Source organism: Arthrobacter sp. MA-N2 (assembly GCF_000517125.1).
GTDB classification, from domain to species: domain Bacteria; phylum Actinomycetota; class Actinomycetes; order Actinomycetales; family Micrococcaceae; genus Arthrobacter; species Arthrobacter methylotrophus.
Map to the genome: position 1 here is coordinate 2,938,990 of NZ_KI912155.1, position 22,474 is coordinate 2,961,463.

Below are 22,474 nucleotides of genomic sequence, written 5' to 3' on the forward strand. Positions count from 1 at the left end.
TCAATCTTCCTTTCCTGTGCTCAGTCTTTCGGCGGCCCGTGCCGCCACTGCCATGATCGTCAGCGCTGGATTCGCGCTGCCCTGGGTCGGCAGGACGCTGCCGTCGGTGATGAACAGGTTCGGGACGGCGAAACTACGGCACATCCGGTCCACGACGCCATGGCGTTCATCGGCGGCCATCCGGGCTCCGCCCACCAAATGTGCGTATCGCTTGATCGTGATGACTTCATCCGCGCCGGCAGCCTTCAGGATCTTTTCCATGACGGACTGGGCGGCACCCATCAACTGCCGGTCGTTCTCGCATTGGCTGTAGCTGAACCGGGCAACGGGGAGTCCGAACCGGTCCTTTTCGTCCGCCAGAGTGACACGGTTTCCTTCCATCGGAAGGAATTCGCACAGCGCGCCGAGGCACGCCCAGTGGGGAAAGTCGCTCATATACCGTCGCAGCGCCGCTCCCCAGTGCCCTTGGGCGGCTACATGCTCCGCCCAGGCGATCGGTAGCGGGGACACAGTCTGGATGGAGAATCCCCGCTTGTAAGGCTTGGTGGGATCCGTTTCGTAGAAGTCCTCGGTGCTGACTTCAGGAGGGGGTGCCTTCCACATGCGTACTTCGGCGTCGAACCGGCCCGCCGTTTGCGGGGCGCCCTGGACCATGAGGTAACGGCCCACCTGGTCGAAGTCATTACACATGCCTTCGGGGAACCTCGTTGAGGTTGAGTTCAGCATGAGCCGCGGTGTTTCGATCGAATAGCCGGCGACGGCGACCGTGCGCGCACGCTGGAACCGCTCCTTGCCGCCGCGGACGTAGTGGACGCCGGTGGCCCTGCCGGTCCGCTCGTCGAAGCCGACGCGGGTCACCATCGAATCAGCCCGGACTTCCGCGCCGCGGGCCAGTGCGTCCGGAACGTGGGTGATCAGGGGAGAGGCCTTGGCGTTCACTTTGCACCCCTGAAGGCAGAAACCCCGGTAAATGCAATGCGGCCGGTTGCCGAAACGGCCGTTGGCGATCGCGACCGGGCCCACCTTTGCCGTGATGCCGCAAGCGCGGGCGCCGCGAAGGAAGAGCTCGCCATTGCCTCCTACGGGGTGGGGGCGGTGCGGGTACCGGTGCGGATCGCCCCATGGCCAGGGTTCTCCGGCCACCGGCAGTTCCGCTTCGATGTCCGCATAGAAGGGTCGCAGCTCGGCGTAGTCGAGGGGCCAATCGGCGCCGACCCCGTCCGTGGTGAAGGTGCGGAAATCGCTGGGGTGGAAGCGTGGCGTGTAGCCGGCGTAGTGGACCATGGAGCCGCCTACGCCGCGGCCTGAGTTATTCGATCCGAGCGGCACCGGATCATCTCCGGCGATCACCCGGGGATCGGTCCAATACAAGTGGTGCGACCCGGCTTCGTCGCTCACCCAGTCCCGTTCAGGCTCCCAGAACGGGCCGGCGTCGAGGGCGACCGCCCGCCATCCTGCGCGGGCTAGCCGCTGCAGAAGGGTCGCTCCGCCCGCGCCGCATCCCACGATGACGATGTCCACTTCCTCGCGGTCATCGAACGTACGCATGTCATCGCGCAGGCGATGGTTGCTGCCGGGACCAGAAGGAAGCAGCCACGCCGATTCGTTTCGGTTCCTGACGTGGCTCATGGACCGGCTCCTGCGTGCTGCCCCACGGGGTCTTCCTGCGGTCTCGCATCGGCCACTTCAAACGGTTCTAGCCGGTTGACACCCAGGTTTTTGTAGCCGCGCGGATAGGCGGGACCGCCGAACCCGATTTCGTCCCATGCCCAGGGATGTGAGTAAAAGGCCGTGCAGGCGTAGCGCGTCCACAAGCCCCACACGTGGTCGGCCGGCATGCCGTGCCATGTCCCGATGCCAAGGTCCCGGACCGCCTGGAGCACGGCGGCCTGTTGTTCGTCGCTGCAGTTGGCGAAGGAGCGGTCGAATGACTGCTCCGCCGAACGGTCCAGTGCCGCAAGCGTCCTCCGCCACGCTTCTGCGTCTTCGGGCATGTCGTCGTAGCGCCAGCCATCGGTCTGGTTTTCGGCCAACCGGGCGTCGACGAAATTCACGACCGGGATGCGGGGTTCGGCATGCTGGTCAAGCAGCTGGTCAAAGAGCGCCCGGGCCGTTGCCTCTTCCGAGGGGGTGAAAAACCGGACCTCGGCGGGCCGGTCGAGCCGGGCGAGAACCACGCCCGCGGTGGCCATGTCCCAATGGCCGGATTGGGCGAGGGTGCTGAAACCGGGGTACCGGCCACCGCCGGCATCCTTGTCCAAGGGAAGCGAGCTCATTGCTCCCGCCTCAGTATGGAAGCGAGCAGCCCCATCCCGCCGACCAACGTCACCAGCAGCGGGGCGAGCAGCGGGGGTCCCATCTCCAGGTTGTAGCGCAGATTGGAGAATCCACCCGGCTTTTGGGCGATGCCGAGGGCATGCAGGTACGTTCCCTGCAAGCCATTGGCGACTATCGCAGCGCTTGCGATCGGCAACGCTGTTTTAGCCATCCGGCGGCTGAAGACCCCCGCTATGCCGGCTGCGGCCCCGACGGGGCCGAGAGCTACGGGCAGCCACATCCATTTGTTCCCGAAGCTGGCCTTGTCATGTTCGAAGTAGATCTCCGCCGCCGTCACCAAAGCGCCTGCCGCCGTGAGCCCGGAAAGCGATCTTTCGAATCGACCAGTTTTCACGTTGCGGACCATGCGATCAATGAGGTGGGCCGCTTCGCCGTCGATGTCATGTTTCATGGCGCTCCTCCTCCATCAGATAAGTTCGGTGCCGCGGCGCAAACGTTGCTGTCGCGCAAGTACCGGGGGGATACTAGGGTGCGTGGAGAGAACCGAACACGACGGCGCCGGAGCCCGGATAGATGAGGCCCAGATCGATGTGGTGCTCGGGGCCGCCAACGTCCTGCTGCGCGTTGTGGCGCAGTCGGTCGTGGAAGTCGAGGACATTGTCACGAGCCCCCAATTGCGCGTATTGGTCATGATTGCCTCGCGCGGCCCGCAGAATCTCGGCGCAGTCGCCGTCGAGCTGGGAGTCCATCCTTCCAATGCCACCCGCATCTGCGAGCGGCTGGTCAATGCGGGGCTGATCGCTCGGCACGACGACCCGGGCGACCGTCGGTACCGGGCGTTGTCGCTGACGCCCGAGGGAGCCTCCTTGGTCAATACTGTCCTCGAGCACCGCCGCAAGGCCGTTGCCGCCGTGATGGGGCGGATGCCGCCGGAATTACGGAGGCTCTGCGCGGTGGGCATGGATGCGTTTGCCGCGGCGGATGGCGGCGAAGGTACCGAAGACGGGCGCTTCAGCATCAATCTGAACCGGTGACGGCCGAGGCTTTCGATATCGTGAAGTGCGCCGTTGCAGATCGTCATTCGAATTCTCCCGCCGCGAAGACCAGTGCAAGGACCGCGTTAGCGGTCGCGGGCGTCCGGTACCTGCCGTCCATGGCAGCGAGCAGGCCCATGCTCACGGCATGGGCCACATCCACGCTGCCTCCGATGCGGTGGGCAGCGGCCCCGGAGCGGGCGGTCAGCACCGCCTGAATGAGGTGTCGCGCGCCGAGGATGCGGATCACGGTGGTCGCCCTACGGTCACGTGTGCTGCCCAGCAACCGGCCGGTCAGGAAATCCGGGGCCAGAAGCTCGCACATGCCGTAGCCCACCCGGACAAGTTCCAAAGGCTTCATCGCCTTGCCCTCCGCAAGAACGCGCCGCCCACCATTGCCGCGGCGGCGAGGAGCCCGACGGCGGCAGCGCCCACTGCCGGATGGTGCTGGGAAGCCCACAGCTGCGGGCTGCGTTTGGTGGACCTGAGATCAAAAATGCCGTGCGTCCCGAAATCCTTGGCAGTGTCCGCAGGCTCCCAGAGGTTAGCCGGCTGGTCGGTACTTCGGGGTTCCGAAGTCTGCTGGGAGTTAAAGCCCGTCTTTGCCAGATAACGGTCGAGCAGCCCGGGAGCGAACGAGTTCACGATGAGGGTCCCCGCTGTGCTGCCGCCCACCCAGTACTCGCGACGCTTCGGGTGGTCAGCCGCGTAGACAACCGCCCGCGCGGCGAGCTCGGGTTGGTAGATAGGGGGTACCGGCTGCGCCTGATGCGGAAGGCGGGAGAGTACCCAGGAAAATTGGGGCGTATTGACGGCGGGCATCTGCACCATCGTGGTGCGGATCCCGCTGGACTCATGCAGCAGTTCGCACCGCAGTGATTCATTGAATCCCTGGATGGCGTGTTTGGCGCCGCAGTAGGCGGTCTGCAACGGGATGCCCCGGTAAGCCAGGGCCGAGCCTACCTGCACAATGACTCCGCGGTTCCGTGGCCGCATGCGCTTCAAAGCCGACATGGTTCCGTAGACGTAGCCGAGGTAGCTGACTTCGGTGACGCGCTTGAACTCATCTGCCGTTATGTCGGAAAACGTTGAGAAGACCGAGGTGAAGGCAACGTTCACCCAGACGTCGATTGGCCCCAGCTCGCGCTCGATCTGTCCGGCGGCGGCGTCGAGCGCCTCGGCATCGGCGACATCGACGCTCAAAGTCCATGCCCGGCCGCCTGCCGCTTCCACTTCCCGTGCGGCTCCTGCCAGGCCCGCTTCGCCGCGGGCCGGCAAGGCGACCACCGCGCCTTGCCGGGCAAAGGCAATCGCTGAAGCGCGCCCGATTCCGCCGCTGGATCCTGTGATGACAACGATGCGTCCGGCCCTGACCATGAAGGTGACTCCTTAGCGTGTCGGCAGCTCCGTCAACGCTCCGGCCGTCTGCCGGGGCGCCGACGCGGGTCCCTGCTAAGTCTTCAATCTAGTCGGAATGCTTGCGCTTAGGCAATGGTACGCAGGCTTATAAATTCGTCCGCGGACGTGGTCGGCGCGGGTTCCCGCTGAAGTCCACGTCGGCGTTGGTCTTTGCCCGGTCGGTGTTCTTCTCACCGGAGGGACCCGGCTTTCATCAGGTCGTGGAGTGCTTCCATGGTTTCTTCGACCGGGGTTTCGGGGTCGTAGCGGTGGATCTGGTAGAGGTCGATGTAGTCGTGCAGATGCGGCTGAGCTTCAGGCCTGATGAGCCCAGACGTGTGTATTCCATGGTGCTTTCTCCACTGTGATTGATTCGGTGAGTCGAACCCTGCTGGTCAGATCTGATGTGTTGTACGGGTGTAGCGGCGCAGGCGCATGCGCAGGGCCACGGACACGGCGGCGAAGATCGCTCCGGCGACCGGGATCGAGGCTACGCCGAGGGTCTCGACGGTGAGCCCGCCCAGGGCTGCGCCCAGGGCGATGCCGAGCTGGATGGCGACGACCGAGAGGCTTGTGACGGTGTCGGGGGCCTCGTGGCCGACGATAAGGACGACCTGCTGATCGAATACCGCCGCGGCGGAGTATCCGGCTCCCCAGACACTGAGGAGCACGACGGCGGCTGTCAGGTTCACGGGCAGCACCCCCAGGCCCAGAAGGCCTGCGACGATCAGCGTCGGCGCGGCCAGGAGCCCTGCGAACAGGGCCCGCCGGGGCACGCGTCCGGCCAGGGCTACTCCTGCCAGCCCGGCGATTCCCAGGATGGCGAGCCCGGCGCCGACCATGCCCCCCAGGCCTGCGTGTTCCAGGAAGGGGGCGATGTAGGTCAGGACGGCGAAGTGGGCCAGCAGCATGACGGCCCAACCGCCGATAATCAGTCCGACTCCGGGCAGGCGCGCGGCCCGGGCGAGGGAGAGCGGCCGTCTGGTGTCAGGGCTGAGCTGGGGGATCGTGAGGAAGGCCAGCACTGCCAGGGCCACGCTCACTCCGGCCAGGATCAGGAACGCGGTGCGCCAGCCCAGTGCCTGGCCGAGCAGGGTGCCCAGCGGAGTGCCGGCTGCCAGGCCCAGGCTGGTGCCGGCAAAGACGATCGCCATGGCCCGCGGTGCCCGTGCCGGGCTGGTGATCCTCCCGACCATGGGGGCCATGGTGGCCCACAGCAGTCCGTGCGCAACCCCTGCCAGGGCCCGCCCGGTGATGGCGATCGGCAGGGCAAGGCTGAGGGCGACGAGGATGTTGGCGGCCGCGAAGACGGACAGGATCGCGGCGAACAGCACCCGGCGCCGGACGCGGATCGTGAGCCGGGTCAGGGGCAGGACGGTAAAGACGATCGCGGCTGCATATACCGAGGTCAGGGAACCGGCCCCGGCGATCCCCGTGCCAAGGTCCGAGGCGATACGGGTCAGCAGCCCGGAAGGCAACAGCTCGGTGGTGACGCTGGTGAAGCCGCACAGGCTCAAAACCACCAAAGGCAACAAGGAAGATCGGGTACCCGTGGGCGGGGTGTCTGTGGTGGTCACCATGGTGGATCCAATCGATGGCTGGGTAAGTCGGGAGCCGATTCGGTGATCGATGCGAGGTTCAGGGGCGCGAGGCCGGCGGGTGGGCGGTGTCAGGCGTCGTCGTGTGCGAGGTTGCTGGAGAGTTCGCGGTGGGCTTCGGCTTGGTCCTGGAGCGCTTTGGCGCGCTGTTCGAAGGTTTCCACGGCATCCGCCCCGGCGGCGAAGCGCAGCGGCGGCTGCTCCAGTTTGGCCAGTTGAATGAGGGCGTCGGCGAGCTTGGCAGGGTCCCCGCCCTGCAGGCCGTTCATGGCCTTCCACGCCGTGACGGTCTGTTCGGTGCGCTCGGCGTAGTCGGAAATGGTGGATTCCGCGTAGCTCGTGGATTCCGGGGTGAGCAGCTCGGTCCGGAAGAATCCCGGTTCCACGAGCATCGTGCGGATTCCGAACGGTGCGATTTCCGGGGCCAGGGATTCCGCCCAGCCCTCGATGCCGAACTTGGACGCGGCGTAGGCAGTCAGGAACTCTCCGCCAGCGATGCCGGCGGTCGAGGAGATGGTGACGATCAGGCCCGAGCGCTGGGCCCGCAGGAGCGGCAGGGCCGCGCGGGTGACGTTCATGGGCCCGAACATCGTGGTTTCGATCTGTGCCCGGAAGTCTTCCGGGGTGATTTCTTCGAAGAATCCGGCGTAGAAATTGCCGGCGTTGTTCACGAGCACGTCGATCCGGCCGAAGCGCGCGACGGCGGCCTGCACGGCCGCTTCCGCCGCGGCGGGGTCGGTGACGTCCAGCTTCACGGCCAGCAGCTCATCGTTCTCCCCGACGGCCTGGGCGACTTTTTCCGGGTTGCGGCCGGTGGCAACCACCGCGTGGCCGGCGGCCAGGGCCGCCTTTGCGACGTCGGTCCCCATGCCACGGCCGGCGCCGGTGATGAACCAGACTTTTTTCCCGCTCATGTCTTTGTTCTGCTCTGTACGGGATTCCTGTTCAGTCATGGTTCTGTCTTTTCTGGGTTGCGACGGTCGTTTCGGAAGGCGAGGCCGCCCAGCTGGCAAGGAAGGCCAGCGCGTTCTCGGACGCGGATCCGGGCTCCGCTGTGAAGGTGAACAGGGTCTGCCCCTCATCGCCGGGAAGGTCCAGGGTCTCGAACTGCAGGGACAAGTCGCCGGCGACCGGGTGGTGGAATCGTTTGGTCCCCATGGTGTGGATCCGTACGTCGTGCCCGGTCCACAATGCGGCGAACAGCGCGCTGCGCGTGGTGAGCTCCCCGATCAGCTCGTTCAGCGCCCGGTCGTCGGGGTTCCGCCCCGATTCCAGGCGCAGCATGGCGACGGCGGTGGCCGCGACCGCGGGCCAGTCGGGGTAGAAGTCACCCGCGCCCGGATCAAGGAAAAGATAGCGCGCCTGATTCGGCAGCCTGTCCGGGGTCCCTGGTCCCGACGGTCCGGCGAAGTTGAACACCGGCCCGTACAGCGCCCGGCCCAGCGGGTTCGCGGCCAGCACGTCCGAACGTCCGTCCTGGACGATGGCGACCGCTGCGGTCATCCCGTCCAGCAGACGCAGCACCCCGGGACGGACCCTCTGCTGTGGTGGCCGCCGTTGCCGAGGCGACGGCGCATTGGCCGTCCTAGCCAGATCCATAAGGTGCGCCCGCTCGGCCTCGTCCAACTGAAGGGCAGACGCAACGGCCTCGAGCACAGCGTCAGAGACCCCGCGGATACTGCCGCGCTCCAGGCGGGTGTAGTAATCCGTGCTCACCCCCGCGAGCTGCGCCACTTCCTCACGGCGGAGCCCGGGAACACGCCGCAGCTTCCCATAGAGGGGAACGCCTGCTTGCTCCGGGCTGATCTTCGCCCGACGCGAGATCAGGAACTCACGGATTTCGTCTCTTCTGTCCACACCCACCACGCTACGCAGCCCCGGCGGCCGGTGGCAGTGTCCATCAGACACCCCCAAACCGGGCCGGAGAAGTCAGCCTTCCTACGGCTGGAGGAAGGGACACGGAACCCGGCACGGCATCCGCAAGGCCCTCCATAACATCAATGTGCCGCGGACGCGGGCTGCTCCTGGAAGGCCGGAATGACGTGTTCGATGAAGAGTTCCAGGGAGCGTTTCTTCTCCTCGTGGCTCAGGCTGTTGTCGGACCAGATGCTGAACTCGTCGACGCCGAGTGCCTCGTAGTGGCGGATGCGCTCGATGATCTCGTCAGGCGTCCCGATCATCGCGGTCTTGTGGAGGGATTCCGGGGTGAACTCCGGGCGGTCGGCGAACTTCTCGGCTGGGCTCGGCTCAAGGAAGCCGTTCTTTGGAGTGGTTTTGTTTCCGAACCAGGCATCAAACGTCCTGTAGAACTTCTGGATGCCTTCGGCAGGGCGCCGCCATCCCTCGGGTTTGTCTGCTGGGTGGACATGGGTGTGGCGGAGCACCATGAGGTCCGGGCGGGGGATTCCGGGGTTGTGTTCCACCGCGGTGTTGAACTTGTCAGCAAGGTCTTCGACCTCTTCGTCGCCCTTCATAAGGGGAGTGACCATCACGTTGCAGCCGTTTGCGACTGCGAACTCGTGAGAGGAGATGTCGCGGGCGGCGATCCACATGGGCGGTGTCGGCTTTTGAACGGGCTTGGGGACACTCGTCGAGGTCGGGAACTGCCAGATCTCGCCGTCGTGGGCGTAGTCGCCTTCCCAGAGCGCGCGCACGGCCGGGACCAGTTCGCGCAGGTGCTTGCCGCCGTCGACTGCTGACATGCCGCCCATGAGGCGGTCGAACTCGAACTGGTAAGCGCCGCGTGCCAGTCCCACTTCCATCCGGCCATTGCTGATGACGTCCAGGAGCGCCGTCTCGCCGGCTACGCGCAGCGGGTTCCAGAAGGGCGCGATGATCGTTCCGGCGCCCAGGCGGATGCGCGAGGTGCGCGCGGCCAAGTATGCAAGCTGGGGCATGGGACTGGGCGAGATGGTGTACTCCATCGAATGATGCTCACCAATCCAGATGGTGCTGAAACCTCCGGCCTCCGCGATGAGGGCGAGTTCTGTCAGGTTCTCGAAGCATTCTTGGTGTGAGACGGTCTCGTCCCAGCGCTCCATATGGGCGAAGAGGGAAAAGCGCATTAGTGACTCCTTTGTTCTGGCGCGGTGTTCGCCGACACGTGCTGGATGGGTGCCGCTTCCTGGGCGACTGCGTTGCGTTCGGCGATGGTCTGGTTGCCGCGGGACCAGTGTTCGTGTTCGATTTCGCGGATGATGACAGTGGTGTTTTCGGGTAACGCGCCCACTGAGCGTTCGGCGGCGCGGTGAAGCTCAGCGATGAGCGCGCGGAGCTGCTCGGGGGTCCGGCCCCGGGCGATGGAGACTTCGATAAGAGGCATGGTTAGCTCCTCATGATGAAAGGGTCGGCAATGGGGGATTCGTCGGTGTTGATCCAGACGCTCTTGAGCCTGGTGTATTCCCGGATGCTCTCCATGCCGTGTTCTACGCCGACTCCGCTGGTCTTGAAGCCTTCCCGGGGTGATTGGGGAGACATGGTCCGGTAAGTGTTGACCCAGATGGTGCCTGCTTCCAGGCGGCTGGCCATCCGGTGGGCCCTGGCCAGGTTGGTGGTCCAGACACCCGCTGCCAGTCCGTAGCTGGTGTCGTTTGCCAGCCGGAGCACTTCTTCCTCGGTTTCGAATGGCATGATGGCTGCGACGGGGCCGAAGATCTCCTCCCTGACCACGCGCATGGAATTGTCGACGTCGGTGAGGACGGTGGGTTCGAAGAAGTAGCCGCCGAGGCCGATGGTGGGCCGGCCGCCGCCGGTGAGGACGGTGGCGCCTTCGGATACGCCGAGATCGACGTAGCTGGCGACCTTGTCGCGCTGATCCTTGAAGGCGAGCGGCCCGAGCTCGGTAGCGTCGAGGAGCGGATCTCCGATGACGATGCTGCGGGCCCGGTTGGCGACCCGCTCCAGCAGTTCGTCATAGACGGCCTTGTGGGCGAACACGCGGCTGCCGGCGATGCACGTCTGACCGGCCGCGGCGAAGATGCCGGCCACCACCCCCACGGAAGCATTGGCGACGTCGGCATCGGCGAAGACAATGTTCGGGGACTTGCCGCCCAGTTCGAGGGTCGAGCCGATGAAGCGGGACGCGGTAGCGGAGGCAATGCGGGCGCCCGTGGCGGTGCTGCCGGTGAACGAGATTTTGGCCAGGCGGCGGTCATCGACCAGGGCCGCACCGGCTTCTGCTCCGAAGCCGGTGACCACGTTGATGACACCCGGCGGGAACCCGGCTTCGTCGGCCAGAGCGGCCAAGCGCAACACGGTGGCGGAGGTGTACTCGGAGGGTTTGATGACGATGGTGTTGCCGCTCGCAAGGGCGGGGGCGAGTTTGCTGGTGGTCAGCGTGAGGGGAGAGTTCCACGGGGTGATGGCACCCACGACGCCGAGGGGTTCCCGGAGGGTGTAGTTCAGCATCGCCTTGCTGGAGCCCGGGATGGTGTCGCCCTGTATCTTGTCAGCCAGCCCGGCATAGTAGTAGTAATACTCGGGCATCGCGGCGAGCTGGGCGCGCATTTCCCGCAGGAGCTTGCCGTTGTCTTCGGTTTCCATCCGGGCTAGTTCGTCTCCGTATTCGCCTACGAGGTCGCCCAAGCGGCGGAGCAAGTGCCCGCGCTTTGTCTGGCTGAGGTCCCGCCATGCGGGGTTTTCGAAGGCGGCCGCCGCGGCAGATACCGCCCGCTCGACGTCGGCTTCGTTGCCCCGTGCGGCACGGTAGAGCACGTCCAGCGTCGCCGGGTTGGTGCTGTCAAAGTACTCCCCGGACGACGGCGGAACCCACTCTCCGTTGATGAAGTGCTCGTAGCGGCGTTCAGTGGACATGCGAATGCTCCTTGATGAAGGCGGTGAGGGTGTCGGCGAGTTCTTGGGGACGTTCCACCGGCATCATGTGGCGGGCCCCGCTGATGACGGAGTAAGTACAGCCGGGGATGGCCGCGGCCAGTCGGGCGCTCATCTCCGGCGTCGACCCGGGGTCCAGCCCACCGGTCACGGCATGGGAGGGAACGGTGATCCGGGGGAGTTCGGGCGCGATCTCCGCGTCTGCCGTGGCGAACACGCGGTAGCAGGCCAGGAAGGATTGCGGGTCGTTGCGAAGCAGGACTTCCCGCGTCGCCTCGACCAACTCCGCTGGCACCGCAGAGCCTTCCGGATACCAGCGGCGGATCGACGCCTCCACCGTTGCCGGGAAGTCCGCTTCCGCTGCGGCCAGACGCATCATCACCGCAGCGTGTTCTTCCGGCGTCCGGTCGCACACCGAGCCGACGGAAACGAGGGAGGCAACGAGGTCTGGCCGGAACCGGGCCAGATGCTGCGCTACCAGGGCGCCCAGCGAGAACCCGACAAGATGTGTGCCCCGGTCCAGGCGGTCCGCGACGTCTGTTGCGAGCTCGGCAAGGGTGACGCCTTCGGGGGCTTTCTCCCGGCGACCGTGGCCCAGGAGTTCGAGGATCTGGACGTCGTATTCCGGTTCGAGGAACTCACGCAGGGGTCCCCACATCGAGCCATCGAGGCCGACGCCGTGGATCAGGGCTATGCGGGCGCGGGTCACGACGGCGGTCACCTACTTCGATTCGGTGGCGAACGCCGCGAGTCGTTGCTGAGGGCGTCCCTGGGCGGCGGCGGCAAGGGCGATCACGATCTCATCGGCGTGCGGTGCGTCATTGATGCGGACCTCGATGCTCTGGTGGTGGGAGCGGATGGTCGCGTCCGTGATGTGTTTGAGCGGAATGTCGAACACGACTCCCGCCGGTCCGCGCTTTTCCACGGCCGGCAATAGCGTGGTGGCATTGGCCGCGTCACGGAAGTGGTTTCCGAAGGCAAGGGTGTGGATGAGGCCGGAGCCGTGTTCGATTTCACCGTTCAGGCCGACGATGGCGGCCTTGCCGTACGCTTCGGCGGGGGCGCCGAGCGCTTCGAGCACGCGGGGGGCGAGCAGGGCGCCGATGTCCGAGGCGTTGGCATCGATTCCTGCAGAGAGGTCCTCGACGAAGCCTTGGCCGGCCCATGGGTTTTTGACAATGGCTGCGACGACGGCGACACGCGCGGAGGGTGCGACCTCCCGCCCGCCTTCGATGAGTACGTCTTCGGTGAAGGTGACGATCTTGCGGATGCTCATGAAATCAATTCTCCTAGTGTGTCTGCTTTAACGACCGGGTCCGTGAGGCGGTCTCCGATACGCGAATGGGGCCGCGGCCCGGTGGATGCGCCAAGGACGACGACGATCTCGCCTGGCCGGGGCGCGTCACCGATGCGCGTGGTGATGGTCTGGTAGTGCGTGCGGGTTGCCGCAGCGTTTTTGTGCCACAACGGCACCACGAGGGTGCTGCCGGCGTCGGCCCTGTCATCCGCGAAGCAGATGATTGATTCGCCGTCGAAATACTCACGGACCAAGTTGCCGAAGAACGGGGTGTGGATGAGGGCTGCGCCGTGTTCGATTTCGCCGCCCGTGCCTACTATCGCTGCCTTGCCGAAGGCCTGGATGGCGTCCACGCCGCCTAGCTCCGCGCTCAGGACGTCCGTCAGCTTCCGCGCGAGGACCGGTGCAAGCTGGACGACTTCCGACGACAGGTCATCGCTCGCCTTCCCGCCAAGCCAAGGATTGGCGACGACGGCGGCGGCTGTCGCGCGGATGGCAGGCACCGCCGGGGCAGATCCGTTTTCGAGCAGGATTTCCTCGCTGTAATAGACGATCTTGCGGATACCGAAGCCTTGGTCGTTCATCATTGGGTCCTCGCCAGGCAGGGCTGAAAAATCGAAAAGCGCATGGCTTCCTCTCGTGTTGTCGTTTGTTAGTTCCGGAGTTCCAACGCCGGTTCGGTAATCAAGGCTTCACGGGACGTCGCGTAGACGTGGTTCCGCATCGCGGATTCCGCGCCGAAGGGGTCCTTGTTCTCGATCATTTCGAGGACTGCATGGTGCTCGCGGGTGGACGCGGCGATCCGGCCGGGGTGCTCGACGGTGCGCACCACAAGCCGCTGGTACGCCAGCTGGTTCATGAGCCGTTCATAGTGTTCGTAAAGCTTGAAGTTGTCCGAGCCGCGGACAATCGTCCAATGGAATTCGTGGACGAGCCGGGCATAGGCCTCCTTGTCCCCTGTGAGGACTGCCTCGTCGGAGTCCCGGAGGTTCCGGCGGAGCACCGAAAGTTCGGAGACATCCCCGCGCCGGGCGAGCAGCGATGCAGCCAGGCCCTCCAAGGATTCCTTGAGTTGGAAGAGCTCGACGATCTCCCGGCGGGTGGGCTCCCGCACGAAGGTGCCGACCTTCGGACGAATTTCCACCAGCCCTTCTTGCTGGAGCTGTTTGAGGGCCTCGCGAACAGGGGTGCGGCTGACCTCGAATTCCTGGGCGAGATAAGCCTCGGGCAGAAGTGCGCCCGGAGGGAACTCGCCTCCCAGGACGAGTCGCCGGATCCTCTCGAGGAGGCCTTCCTGCTCGACAGTTTCCGTGGTGACCATCAGATCCTCTTGCATGCAAGCCAGCTTATGATGCATGCATGAAGTGCGTCAAGAGTTCGGTTGCCATTTATGAACTTCCCTGGATTTTCGCTATTTTCAAGGACTTTGAGCGAGACTATTGACCCAAACAAGTGATCTGCCTTACCGTCATTGGTATGCAACAGACTCTTGAACCGCTCATTACATCAGCTTGGCTCGAGGCCTGGGACAAGGGTGACCTTGATGCCCTCGACAGCCTCGTAGCGGTTGGCTACACGCGAACCAGCAAGGCGACGGGCGCCACTGTCGACATCACGGGTCTCAAAGCCGAGATTGCCGCGGTGCGGGAAGCTTTCCCGGACCTGCGCACCACGATCGACAACGTCGTCGAGGGAAATGGCACGGTCGCCGTATTCTGGACGTCTACCGGCACCCACGCCCGCGAATACCTCGGCGTCCCGGCAACAGGACTTACCGTCCACACGAGGGGCTCGAACATCCTGGTCCTCAAGGATGGCAAGATTACAAAAGAAACCGTGACGTGGGACGGGAGCGAGCTGCTGGCTGCCCTCGGGATTCGCCCGCTGCGCGGGATAGCCACTCCTGAAGTTGGAGACAGCGGCGACTTCCCGGAGCTTGACGCAGACTTGATGAAGGCGTTCAACCGCCAGTTCATCACCGGTGTCACCGTGGTCACCACCAAAGAAGGCGAAACCCCCAAAGGGCTGGCAGCGAACTCATACTGTTCAGTTTCCATTGAGCCGCCCCTGGTCCTGATCTGTGTTCAGAAAACCTCCAGCACCTACCCGGCGCTGTTCTCGTCGAGCCACCTCGGCATCAACATCCTGGGAACGGCACAACACGAGACGGTGCGGGTGTTCGCTTCGAAGGCGGCAGACAAGTTCGCGGACCTGGACTGGCACGAGGGGCCGAAGGGAAGCCCGCTTTTGAACGGCTCGGCGGCTTCTTTGGAGGCCGAAATTCAAGAGCGGTTCCAAGCGAAGACCCATACAGTCTTCATCTGCCGGGTCCGGCACGCGGAAATCGACGATTCTGCGCCGATGGTCTACAAGGCCGGACACTTCTACGACGGCGGAAATCTCGCCGAACTCTAAGTGTCGGCACGGCTGATGAGCCTTTGCACGGGAAACCGGCCGCACCGACACAACCTGCTCTCTCAAGCAGCGCACCTAGGTGCGCATTCCACCATAGGACAAAAAATGAGCCCAGACACTATGAGTTCCGTCTCCGAAGACAGCGTTGCTGTAGATCGCGGATATCGCGACAGCCTCACCAAGATCGAGCCGTACGGCATCGAGCACATCCCCGACGTCGAACGCCACGGCAAGCCGCGTTCGCAGTTCTTCCTCTGGTTCGCGGCCGGCATGAACTTCCCCATCGTGGTCCTCGGCTTCAGCGCCACCTACTTCGGGCTCCCGTTCTGGGCCGCCGCTCTGGCGATCGTCCTTGCCGGCGTGACCGCCTCGGCCGGAATGGGCTACCTCTCCGCGATGGGCGTCCGGCTAGGCGTACCCCAGCAGATGCAGGGGCGCGGTCCGCTAGGATTCATCGGCAACCTGTTCCCCGTGGCGTATGTGAACGTCTTCGCCGGCATCGGCTGGGCGGCAGTGACCGTCATCCTTGGCGGCAAGGCCATTGCATTGCTCACCGACATTCCCTTCTGGCTCTCCTCACTCGTCCTCATGGGCATCCAGCTCGGCGTAGCGGTCATCGGGTACAACCTGATCCACTTCCTCCAGCGCATCCTCTCCTTCGTCCTGGTAATCGGCTTCGTCTTCATCACCGCCGTGGCCGCCGTCAACGGACACATCGTCAACGACTTCAATCCGGCGGCGCAGGGCTTCGACGGGATCGGCGGATGGATCATCTTCTTCGGCTGGTTCTTCTCCTTCATCGTGGCCTGGATGCCCTTCGCCTCCGACTACTCCCGCTACCTTCCCAACACGCCCGGCAACCGCCGCGGCGCCGGCTGGGCCACCATGCTGGGAAATGGCGTCACGCTGGTCTGGATGGGCATTCTCGGCACGCTCCTCGGATCAACAGCCACCGCGACCGACAGCATCGGCGCCCTCAAGGAGCTCATGGGCGGGTGGGCGCCGATCGGCCTCGGCGTCGTCGCGCTGTCCTCCTTCACGCAGAACTTCCTGAACGTCTACGGCGGTGCCATCTCCATCCAGACCATGGGTGTACCGGTCAAGCGGCACACCGGGGTCATCTTCATCTGCGTCGTTTCCTACCTTGTGGCTCTCTGGGGCCAAGACGGGTTCAACGAAGGATTCACGGCATTTCTCAACCTGACCGCCTACTGCATCGCCCCGTACGTCGCGGTCCTTGTGTGCGACTACTTGTTCGGAGGCCAGCGGACCGAGCGCGGACTGCGTGAGCTTTTCGATAAGAGCCGGAAGTTCGAATGGGGCTTTGTTGCCTGGGCCGCCGGCGTTGTCCTCTCATCCCCGTTCTGGATGTCCTCCATCTACACCGGACCCATCGCCACCGCTTTCCCCCAGATCGGTGACCTCTCCTACTACGTCGGAGCCGCCGTCGCGACCGGCGTGTACCTCCTCACCCACCGCCGTCAGCGCCTCTCCGGGCACGACATGCTGGACCGCAGCGCGGCCGGGCGGACCCTCTAAGGCCAAGTGGCTCCCCACCGCCAGGTGGGGAGCCACCCACCGGACCGCACGACGGCGATTCGCTCGCCGCCCACACACGGCGGCCGCCGCCCACCGATCGAACCGGACCTCCGAATGCCGGAAAGGAAGGCCACACATCGTGACTAACAGCAAGAGCAGGACCGCAACGGGCGGGGCAAAGCGCCATCTGGTGGTGATTGACATGCAACGCGCGTTCCGCGAAGCGGGGGAGTGGCATGTCCCGCGCTACGACGAAGCGGCCCGGGCCATCGCGGCCTTGTCAGCCTCTGGAATGGACCCCATCCTCACCCGCTTCGTCCCCGACCCCGAGGAGAAAGGCTCATGGTCCTCCTACTACGACCGCTGGCAAAGCATGCGCCTGGATCCGGCCGATCAGCTATGGGATATCGAACTTCAGGGGGTCGAGGTGAGCGGCTCCATTGATCTTCCGACATTCTCGAAATGGGGGGAAGAGCTCGCGGAACGGATTCCCGTCGGGGAAGAGATGGTCCTCACCGGTGTTGCGACTGACTGCTGCATCCTGGCCACAGCCCTCGGCGCCGCGGATGCAGGCCGGTATGTCACAGTGGTCGAGGACGCCTGCGCCGGCCAAAGCGACGCAGCGCATGACCAGGCGCTAGTCCTTTTGGAACTACTTTCACCGATGGTCAGGGTAGTCAAAAGCGATACCCTTCTTGGTTGAGGCCGTGCTCCCACCATTTCGGCACGAAAGCGGTCTTTGGAGAAGCCGCTCATCGATTCCCAAGATTCTCCTAGGATTTCCCTAAGTTGCCGCCATGGCCTGCCGGCGGGGGTATTCTCGTGCCCGGGGTAGACGACGACCGACAAAGCGCGGTGAACGCGATATTCCCCGCCAGGTCGAAGTCTCATCACCATCGAAAGGTCTCTGGTGTCGCAACCCAAATACAACCAGCCATATCAATACCCGAACTACCCGAACGTGCAGCAGAACAACTCCCTGGACTTCTTTCGCGGCACGAAATTCAAGGAAAAGTCCACGATCTTCGGTGTAATCGGGTTCTTCTTCCTGGGCATCGTCTTCGGTCCGCTTGCGATCTCAAATGCAAAGAAGGCGGAGGCCCTGCACCACTCGGCAACCTTCGGCAAGGTCCTTGGTTGGATTGACACGATCGCCGGCATCATCTGGCTGCTCGTCGTCCTTCTCATTGTCATCTCTGCGGCATCCGGAATGGGCCGGTAGATCCACGAAGTTTGATCACGGCCGTCCGGTGCGAGGTTGCGCCGACACCCGATCCGGCCGACACTGAAACGTGGGTCGTGCACCTGCTGAAGTAGGAGCCAGTGGGAGCCGTCCGGCGGTGCGAATCGGCGAATCAGGGGCGCGGATGCAAGGATCGGTTATGCCTCACCGCCTGATGCTCCTCGATACGGCCTCGCTCTACTTCCGGGCCTTCTTCGGGGTACCCGATTCAATCCGCCGCGCCGACGGCACTCCGGTGAATGCCGTTCGCGGCCTGCTGGATATGATCGCGCGCCTCACCGCCGAGTATGGGGCGACGCATCTGGTGGCGTGCTGGGACGAGGACTGGCGTCCGCAGTGGCGGGTTGACCTGATCCCGACGTATAAGTCGCATCGGGTCGCGGAGGCAGTAGCGGGCGCTCCGGATCTGGAAGTAGTGCCGGACGCCTTGCGGATGCAGGTTCCGATGATCCGGCAGGTGCTCGGCCTCGCGGGAATCGCCGTCGTCGGGGCTGCCGCGCATGAAGCCGACGACGTCATCGGCACATACGCCAGCCACGCGGACCTTCCTGTCGACGTGGTGACGGGCGACCGGGATCTGTTCCAGGTCGTCGACGACGGCCGCCAGGTGCGGGTCATCTACACGGCGAGAGGCATGAAGAACCTCGAGATCGTGACCGATGCCGTCGTCGTCGGGAAGTACCGTGTGCTGCCCGAACAGTACGCCGACTATGCCACGCTGCGCGGCGACGCCTCTGACGGGCTGCCGGGCGTCGCAGGGATCGGCGAGAAGACAGCGGCGTCGCTCCTCGCGGCATATGGCACCCTTGACGAGTTGCTCGAGGCCGCGATGGATCCAGGCAGCGGACTGTCCGCGCCCGTCCGGTCGAAACTCGCGGCCTCCGCGGACTACCTGGCGGTTGCGCCCGTCGTTGTGAAAGTCGTGCGTGACCTCGCGCTGCCCACTCTCGAAGAGGCCGGAGCGCTCTTGCAGCCCGTCGTCGGAGACTCGCGCACCGAACTCGAGCGGCTCGCGACCGACTGGAACCTCGGCGGCTCGGTGAAACGTTTGCTCGACGCCTTCGAACTCCGTCGGTGAGAGGGTGTTCCATGAAGCAGCCGGGGGTGGCGGCGGGCCAGTGTTCCTCCCCGGGTGGGGTAGAGACCGTCCCGCCGGGGTGGACTTCGATGTTCTTTCCGTCCCGGGTTCCGAAACGGCCTACACCCTGGGTGACGCGAAGATATTGACCGTGTTGGTGGGGGCGCCACGCGGTGCGGGCTCCGGGCGACGCCGACGCACGATCGCTCTCACAGCCGTTGCGGTCACGTCTGTGGCCGTCGTCGTGCTTGCGCTGTCAGTTCGTGGGTTCCGTAGCTGTTGTCGTCAGGGTTGATGGTCATGCCTGGTGCGACGAGCTGGTCGATGCGGTCCAGCACGTCGGTGCTGAGCGTAATGTCCGCGGCGGGCAGGTAGGACTCGAGCTGCTCCATAGTGCGCGGTCCGACGATCGCGGCGGTCACGCCGGGGTGGTTGATCACGAAAGCGATGGCCAGCTCGATGAGCGTCAGTCCGTTTTGTTCGGCGAGCTGGGCGAGATCTTCGACGATGTCGAGTTTTCGCTGGTTGGCCGGGCTGCTCATGTCGAACCTGGCATTCGGACGCGCGGGAGAAGTGGGCGTGGAGGCGGAGTCTTTGCGCCAGCGCCCGGAGAGCCAGCCGCCGCTGAGCGGGCTGTAGGTGAGGGTTCCCATGCCGTGGCGTTGGACCGTGGGGAGGATGTCCTCTTCGATGCCCCGGACCAGAATCGAGTAGGGCGGCTGTTCGGTAACGAACCGCTCGAGATTGCGTTCCCGGGATGCCCATTGGGCTTCGACGATCTGGGATCCGGAGTAGGACGAGGAGCCGATGTAGCGGACTTTGCCCTGGCGGACGAGGTCGGTGAGCGCGCCGAGGGTCTCCTCGACGTCGGTGTCCGGGCTGGGCCGGTGGACCTGGTAGAGGTCGATGTAGTCGGTGTTCAGGCGTCGGAGGGAGTCTTCCACCGCGCGCATGATCCAGCGGCGGGATCCTCCGCGGTGATTGGGGTCTTCGCTCATGGGCATGAAGAACTTGGTGGCAAGGAACACCTCGTCCCGCCGGCCTTCCAGTGCCTGGCCGACGATTTCCTCGGATGCCCCGCCGGAGTAGACGTCGGCGGTGTCTATGAAGTTGATCCCCGCGTCGAGGGCGCGGTGGATGATGCGGGAGGAGTCGGCGGTGTCGTTGTTGCCCCAGGGGCCGAACATCATCGCGCCGAGGCATAAGGGGCTGAGCTGCAGACCGGTGCGGCCGAGGGAACGGTATTCCATGCTGTTTCCTTCTCTGTCTTAGGTCTTAGGTCTTAGGCTTCGGGGATGACCATGGCGAAGCGTTCCGGCCGGGCTTGGTCCGGGTCCGGTCCGTTGCGGTTGCCGGTGTTGAGCGCGTCGATGGCGGCGAGTTCGTCGGCGCCGAGTTCGAAATCGAAGACGTCGAAGTTTTCGGCGATGCGTGCCGGGTTCGTCGATTTCGGGATGGCCGAGCGGCCCTGCTGCAGGTGCCAGCGGAGCATGACCTGCGCCGGGCTCTTGCTGTGGGCCCGCCCGATGGCGGCAATGATCGGGTCTTCCATGACGTTCCGGCGTTCCTCGCCCCATCCCGGGTAGAAGGTGATTCCTCCGATCGGTGACCACGCCTGGGTGAGGATGCCGTGCCCGGCGTCGGCTGCCTGTACGTCCGGTTGGGTGAAGTAGGGGTGTAGTTCAATCTGGTTCACGGCCGGGACGACGTCGGTCGAGTCGAGCAACTGCTCCAGGTGGTGCGGCATGAAGTTGCTGACGCCGATCGCCCGGACGCGCCCGTCGTCGAGCAGGGTCTCCAATGCCTTGTACGCGGCGGTGGTCTGCTCGAACCGGTCGGGGGCGGGCTGGTGCAGGATGAGCATGTCCAGGTAGTCGACGCCGAGCTTGCCTGTCGCTTTGTCCCAGGCGTGCAGGGTCTGGTCGTAGCCGTAGTCACTGACCCACACCTTGGTCTCGATGAACACCTCGGAGCGGTCCAGGCCTGAACGGCGGATGCCCTCACCGACCTCCCGCTCGTTGCCGTACGCGGCGGCGGTGTCGATGTGCCGGTAGCCGGTGGCTAGCGCGGCCGCGACGGCCGCCGTCGTCTGCTCCGGGGCGCTTTGGAAGACGCCCAGGCCCAGGGCTGGCATTGTGATGCCGTTGTTGAGTGTTAGTTTCATGTCCATGCCTTCACGCTATTCAGATGTGCGGGGTTGTGGGAGTGCATGTCAGTACCCCCTTGGGGTGGGCGGCCGGGAGGTTCAACGGACGGCTTCGAGATGCGGCTCCGGCGCGGCTTCCTGGGTGGTCCCGGTGCGGCGGGCGGCCAGGTCTGCGGGCAGGATGAGGGCCGCGGTGACGCCCAGTGCCAGGAGCAGGAGGATGCTGCCTGTCGTGAGTGCGGTGCTGACCTGGGTGGCGAGGTGCGCGACGGCGGAGCCCGCTGCCGGGACGGTGGCTGCGGCGGCGACCGCGATGCCGAGTCCGAGGCAGGTGCCGAGCTGGTGGAAGGTGTTCACGAGCCCGGATGCCGCGCCGGCGTCGGACGCGGGGGCTCCGGTGATGCCGAAGGTGGTCAGGGGCGCAAACGCGAGGCCCTGTCCGGCGCCGATGAGGATCATCGGTAGTGCCACCCCGGTCAGGTAGCTGGAGTCGGTGCCGGCCCGGCTGAGCCAGAACATCCCGGCGAGGGTGAGTAGTATCCCGGCCAGGAGCGGCAGCGAGCCCGGGATCTTGCCAACGAGCCGGGGGATGCTCATCGCGACCGCGAAGTTGACCGCGGTCATGGGGAGGAATCCGATGCCGGCCTGCAGGGGGTCGAAGCCGAGCACTTCCTGGAGGAATTGGGTGGTGAAGAAGAAGAACGCGATCATCGCTCCCAGGTAGAGGAACCGTGCCACGTAGGCGCCGGTGCGTCGGCGGCTCCGGAACAGCCGCAGCGGCATGATCGGCTGGGCCGCCGTGCGTTCGATCAGCACAAAGGCGGCCAGGAGGAGGACGCCGGTGCTGACGGCCGTGAGTGTGACCGGGGACGTCCAGCCGGCGTCGGAGGTGTTGATGATCCCGAACACGAGAGCGCCGACACCGAGGGTGGCGCTGAGCGCGCCGAACAAATCGAAGCGTCCGCGGGCCCGGCCGGTCTCAGGGAGGAAACGGGGAGCGAGTGCGATCATCGCGGCGCCGATCGGCACGTTGACGAAGAACCCGGCGCGCCAGGAGATCCAGTGCGCCAGGGCTCCGCCGATGACCAGGCCCAGGCTGGCGCCGATCCCTGCGGTCGCGCCATACAAAGCGACGGCCCGGGTGCGCTCGCGTCCTTCCGGGAAGCTAGCGGTGAGCAGGGAGAGTGAGGCGGGCGCGACGATTGCCGCCCCGATACCCTGCACGGCGCGGCCGGCGATGGCCCACCAGCCCGCCGGCGCCAGCCCGATCAACAGAGACGCGAGCGAGAACACCGCCAGCCCGACGACGAAGACGCGCCGTCGGCCGAGCAGGTCACCGGCCCGGGCTCCGAGGAGGAGCAGGCCGCCGAAGACCAGCGTGTACGCGTCCTGGACCCAGGAGAGCTCGCCGGTGCTCAGCCGCAGCTCTGCTTGCAGGCTCGGTAGGGCGGTGAAGATGACCGAGTTGTCCAGCAGGATCATGAAGTAACTGGCGAGGATGATCGCCAGGATCGCCCCCGGGTGGGGTGCGGTTGCGGGTGGAGTTTTCATGTTCTAAATGCAATCTTGATTCCTTTCGGGCCGGGAGTCACGGTTGTTCCAAGTAATGCCAGACCCTC

24 protein-coding genes and 2 pseudogenes are annotated in these 22,474 nt (G+C 65.1%); 6 read left to right on the top strand and 20 right to left on the bottom strand.

Going from position 1 to position 22,474, the window contains the following annotated elements:
• Genes A3M3_RS0114435 through A3M3_RS0114445 form a run of 3 tightly spaced genes read right to left on the bottom strand, consistent with a single transcriptional unit; the run spans window position 1 to window position 2,728 of the window.
• Entirely contained in the window at window positions 1-1,629 is a 1,629-nt protein-coding gene (locus A3M3_RS0114435) for a GMC family oxidoreductase (RefSeq protein WP_028266926.1), read from the bottom strand.
• Entirely contained in the window at window positions 1,626-2,276 is a 651-nt protein-coding gene (locus A3M3_RS25210; protein WP_035741808.1) for a gluconate 2-dehydrogenase subunit 3 family protein, read from the bottom strand. Before A3M3_RS25210 ends, A3M3_RS0114435 begins: the two co-directional genes overlap by 4 nt.
• The gene (locus tag A3M3_RS0114445) at window positions 2,273-2,728 is read right to left on the bottom strand and encodes a hypothetical protein (protein WP_051423194.1); all 456 of its coding nucleotides are present in this window, start codon (window positions 2,726-2,728) and stop codon (window positions 2,273-2,275) included. The genes A3M3_RS25210 and A3M3_RS0114445 overlap by 4 nt, the downstream gene beginning before the upstream one ends.
• Before the next feature lie 82 nt (window positions 2,729-2,810).
• Here A3M3_RS0114445 and A3M3_RS25215 point away from each other — a divergent pair, with 82 nt between their 5' ends.
• Window positions 2,811-3,311, top strand: a complete 501-nt coding sequence (locus A3M3_RS25215) for a MarR family winged helix-turn-helix transcriptional regulator (protein WP_051423195.1) — start codon at window positions 2,811-2,813, stop codon at window positions 3,309-3,311.
• A gap of 43 nt (window positions 3,312-3,354) precedes the next feature.
• On the opposite strand, the gene A3M3_RS25220 is transcribed toward A3M3_RS25215, so the two are convergent.
• The 13 genes and pseudogenes from A3M3_RS25220 to A3M3_RS25240 form a co-directional block, all read right to left on the bottom strand.
• Window positions 3,355-3,672 (bottom strand): hypothetical protein, encoded by a 318-nt coding sequence (locus tag A3M3_RS25220; RefSeq protein ID WP_035741810.1) that lies wholly within the window; start codon window positions 3,670-3,672, stop codon window positions 3,355-3,357.
• Window positions 3,669-4,688 carry an SDR family oxidoreductase gene (locus A3M3_RS0114460; protein ID WP_028266928.1) on the bottom strand — a complete coding sequence of 340 codons (1,020 nt, stop codon included), beginning with the start codon at window positions 4,686-4,688 and terminating at the stop codon, window positions 3,669-3,671. The genes A3M3_RS25220 and A3M3_RS0114460 overlap by 4 nt, the downstream gene beginning before the upstream one ends.
• Before the next feature lie 215 nt (window positions 4,689-4,903).
• Window positions 4,904-5,005: pseudogene (locus A3M3_RS27525) on the bottom strand (aldo/keto reductase); the annotation flags it as partial.
• Window positions 5,006-5,104: 99 nt separating this feature from the next.
• The gene (locus A3M3_RS25225) at window positions 5,105-6,289 is read right to left on the bottom strand and encodes an MFS transporter (RefSeq protein ID WP_035741813.1); all 1,185 of its coding nucleotides are present in this window, start codon (window positions 6,287-6,289) and stop codon (window positions 5,105-5,107) included.
• Window positions 6,290-6,378: 89 nt separating this feature from the next.
• A complete protein-coding gene (locus tag A3M3_RS0114475) occupies window positions 6,379-7,260 on the bottom strand; it encodes an SDR family oxidoreductase (RefSeq protein WP_231497268.1) in 882 nt (293 codons plus the stop codon).
• On the bottom strand, window positions 7,253-8,164 hold the full coding sequence (locus tag A3M3_RS25230; protein ID WP_197023240.1) for a helix-turn-helix transcriptional regulator: 912 nt from the start codon (window positions 8,162-8,164) through the stop codon (window positions 7,253-7,255). Before A3M3_RS25230 ends, A3M3_RS0114475 begins: the two co-directional genes overlap by 8 nt.
• A 140-nt stretch (window positions 8,165-8,304) precedes the next feature.
• Window positions 8,305-9,372 carry an LLM class flavin-dependent oxidoreductase gene (locus tag A3M3_RS0114485; RefSeq protein ID WP_028266931.1) on the bottom strand — a complete coding sequence of 356 codons (1,068 nt, stop codon included), beginning with the start codon at window positions 9,370-9,372 and terminating at the stop codon, window positions 8,305-8,307.
• Window positions 9,372-9,629 carry a tautomerase family protein gene (locus A3M3_RS25235; protein WP_051423197.1) on the bottom strand — a complete coding sequence of 86 codons (258 nt, stop codon included), beginning with the start codon at window positions 9,627-9,629 and terminating at the stop codon, window positions 9,372-9,374. The genes A3M3_RS0114485 and A3M3_RS25235 overlap by 1 nt, the downstream gene beginning before the upstream one ends.
• Window positions 9,630-9,631: 2 nt before the next feature.
• Window positions 9,632-11,119: an aldehyde dehydrogenase gene (locus A3M3_RS0114495; RefSeq protein ID WP_028266932.1), complete on the bottom strand. Its 1,488-nt coding sequence runs from the start codon at window positions 11,117-11,119 to the stop codon at window positions 9,632-9,634.
• Window positions 11,109-11,858, bottom strand: coding sequence for an alpha/beta fold hydrolase (locus A3M3_RS0114500; RefSeq protein ID WP_231497269.1), 750 nt, complete (start codon window positions 11,856-11,858; stop codon window positions 11,109-11,111). Before A3M3_RS0114500 ends, A3M3_RS0114495 begins: the two co-directional genes overlap by 11 nt.
• Window positions 11,859-12,413: an amino acid synthesis family protein gene (locus A3M3_RS0114505; RefSeq protein ID WP_028266934.1), complete on the bottom strand. Its 555-nt coding sequence runs from the start codon at window positions 12,411-12,413 to the stop codon at window positions 11,859-11,861.
• A complete protein-coding gene (locus tag A3M3_RS0114510; RefSeq protein WP_197023242.1) occupies window positions 12,410-13,021 on the bottom strand; it encodes an amino acid synthesis family protein in 612 nt (203 codons plus the stop codon). The genes A3M3_RS0114505 and A3M3_RS0114510 overlap by 4 nt, the downstream gene beginning before the upstream one ends.
• A 65-nt stretch (window positions 13,022-13,086) precedes the next feature.
• Window positions 13,087-13,770, bottom strand: coding sequence for a GntR family transcriptional regulator (locus A3M3_RS25240; protein WP_035742932.1), 684 nt, complete (start codon window positions 13,768-13,770; stop codon window positions 13,087-13,089).
• A gap of 140 nt (window positions 13,771-13,910) precedes the next feature.
• Here A3M3_RS25240 and A3M3_RS0114520 point away from each other — a divergent pair, with 140 nt between their 5' ends.
• From A3M3_RS0114520 to A3M3_RS0114540, 5 genes are all read left to right on the top strand, one after another.
• On the top strand, window positions 13,911-14,849 hold the full coding sequence (locus A3M3_RS0114520; protein ID WP_028266936.1) for a flavin reductase: 939 nt from the start codon (window positions 13,911-13,913) through the stop codon (window positions 14,847-14,849).
• Between the two features lie 105 nt (window positions 14,850-14,954).
• Complete coding sequence (locus A3M3_RS0114525) at window positions 14,955-16,388, top strand: purine-cytosine permease family protein (RefSeq protein WP_028266937.1); 1,434 nt, start codon at window positions 14,955-14,957, stop codon at window positions 16,386-16,388.
• Window positions 16,389-16,527: 139 nt separating this feature from the next.
• Entirely contained in the window at window positions 16,528-17,091 is a 564-nt protein-coding gene (locus tag A3M3_RS0114530) for a cysteine hydrolase family protein (RefSeq protein WP_197023245.1), read from the top strand.
• A 207-nt stretch (window positions 17,092-17,298) separates the two neighbouring features.
• A complete protein-coding gene (locus A3M3_RS28560) occupies window positions 17,299-17,610 on the top strand; it encodes a hypothetical protein (RefSeq protein ID WP_028266939.1) in 312 nt (103 codons plus the stop codon).
• Window positions 17,611-17,770: 160 nt separating this feature from the next.
• Window positions 17,771-18,709: a 5'-3' exonuclease gene (locus A3M3_RS0114540; RefSeq protein ID WP_197023246.1), complete on the top strand. Its 939-nt coding sequence runs from the start codon at window positions 17,771-17,773 to the stop codon at window positions 18,707-18,709.
• Between the two features lie 40 nt (window positions 18,710-18,749).
• Here the strand turns inward: A3M3_RS0114540 and A3M3_RS27530 are convergent.
• The 4 genes and pseudogenes from A3M3_RS27530 to A3M3_RS0114555 form a co-directional block, all read right to left on the bottom strand.
• A pseudogene (locus tag A3M3_RS27530) lies at window positions 18,750-18,887 on the bottom strand (cupin domain-containing protein); the annotation flags it as partial.
• A gap of 46 nt (window positions 18,888-18,933) precedes the next feature.
• On the bottom strand, window positions 18,934-19,959 hold the full coding sequence (locus A3M3_RS0114545; RefSeq protein ID WP_028266941.1) for an aldo/keto reductase: 1,026 nt from the start codon (window positions 19,957-19,959) through the stop codon (window positions 18,934-18,936).
• A 32-nt stretch (window positions 19,960-19,991) separates the two neighbouring features.
• Window positions 19,992-20,873: an aldo/keto reductase gene (locus tag A3M3_RS0114550; RefSeq protein WP_028266942.1), complete on the bottom strand. Its 882-nt coding sequence runs from the start codon at window positions 20,871-20,873 to the stop codon at window positions 19,992-19,994.
• An 81-nt stretch (window positions 20,874-20,954) separates the two neighbouring features.
• Window positions 20,955-22,406 carry an MFS transporter gene (locus tag A3M3_RS0114555; RefSeq protein WP_028266943.1) on the bottom strand — a complete coding sequence of 484 codons (1,452 nt, stop codon included), beginning with the start codon at window positions 22,404-22,406 and terminating at the stop codon, window positions 20,955-20,957.
• Window positions 22,407-22,474 lie beyond the last annotated feature (68 nt).

What these genes read in the sequence shown, in the direction of transcription:
- A3M3_RS0114435 (WP_028266926.1), bottom strand. Translation starts at nt 1,629, where the DNA reads ATGAGCCACGTCAGGAACCGAAACGAATCGGCGTGGCTGCTTCCTTCT.
- A3M3_RS25210 (WP_035741808.1), bottom strand. Translation starts at nt 2,276, where the DNA reads ATGAGCTCGCTTCCCTTGGACAAGGATGCCGGCGGTGGCCGGTACCCC.
- A3M3_RS0114445 (WP_051423194.1), bottom strand. Translation starts at nt 2,728, where the DNA reads ATGAAACATGACATCGACGGCGAAGCGGCCCACCTCATTGATCGCATG.
- A3M3_RS25220 (WP_035741810.1), bottom strand. Translation starts at nt 3,672, where the DNA reads ATGAAGCCTTTGGAACTTGTCCGGGTGGGCTACGGCATGTGCGAGCTT.
- A3M3_RS0114460 (WP_028266928.1), bottom strand. Translation starts at nt 4,688, where the DNA reads ATGGTCAGGGCCGGACGCATCGTTGTCATCACAGGATCCAGCGGCGGA.
- A3M3_RS25225 (WP_035741813.1), bottom strand. Translation starts at nt 6,289, where the DNA reads ATGGTGACCACCACAGACACCCCGCCCACGGGTACCCGATCTTCCTTG.
- A3M3_RS0114475 (WP_231497268.1), bottom strand. Translation starts at nt 7,260, where the DNA reads ATGACTGAACAGGAATCCCGTACAGAGCAGAACAAAGACATGAGCGGG.
- A3M3_RS0114485 (WP_028266931.1), bottom strand. Translation starts at nt 9,372, where the DNA reads ATGCGCTTTTCCCTCTTCGCCCATATGGAGCGCTGGGACGAGACCGTC.
- A3M3_RS25235 (WP_051423197.1), bottom strand. Translation starts at nt 9,629, where the DNA reads ATGCCTCTTATCGAAGTCTCCATCGCCCGGGGCCGGACCCCCGAGCAG.
- A3M3_RS0114495 (WP_028266932.1), bottom strand. Translation starts at nt 11,119, where the DNA reads ATGTCCACTGAACGCCGCTACGAGCACTTCATCAACGGAGAGTGGGTT.
- A3M3_RS0114505 (WP_028266934.1), bottom strand. Translation starts at nt 12,413, where the DNA reads ATGAGCATCCGCAAGATCGTCACCTTCACCGAAGACGTACTCATCGAA.
- A3M3_RS0114510 (WP_197023242.1), bottom strand. Translation starts at nt 13,021, where the DNA reads ATGATGAACGACCAAGGCTTCGGTATCCGCAAGATCGTCTATTACAGC.
- A3M3_RS25240 (WP_035742932.1), bottom strand. Translation starts at nt 13,770, where the DNA reads ATGCAAGAGGATCTGATGGTCACCACGGAAACTGTCGAGCAGGAAGGC.
- A3M3_RS0114520 (WP_028266936.1), top strand. Translation starts at nt 13,911, where the DNA reads ATGCAACAGACTCTTGAACCGCTCATTACATCAGCTTGGCTCGAGGCC.
- A3M3_RS0114525 (WP_028266937.1), top strand. Translation starts at nt 14,955, where the DNA reads ATGAGCCCAGACACTATGAGTTCCGTCTCCGAAGACAGCGTTGCTGTA.
- A3M3_RS0114540 (WP_197023246.1), top strand. Translation starts at nt 17,771, where the DNA reads ATGCCTCACCGCCTGATGCTCCTCGATACGGCCTCGCTCTACTTCCGG.
- A3M3_RS0114545 (WP_028266941.1), bottom strand. Translation starts at nt 19,959, where the DNA reads ATGGAATACCGTTCCCTCGGCCGCACCGGTCTGCAGCTCAGCCCCTTA.
- A3M3_RS0114550 (WP_028266942.1), bottom strand. Translation starts at nt 20,873, where the DNA reads ATGAAACTAACACTCAACAACGGCATCACAATGCCAGCCCTGGGCCTG.
- A3M3_RS0114555 (WP_028266943.1), bottom strand. Translation starts at nt 22,406, where the DNA reads ATGAAAACTCCACCCGCAACCGCACCCCACCCGGGGGCGATCCTGGCG.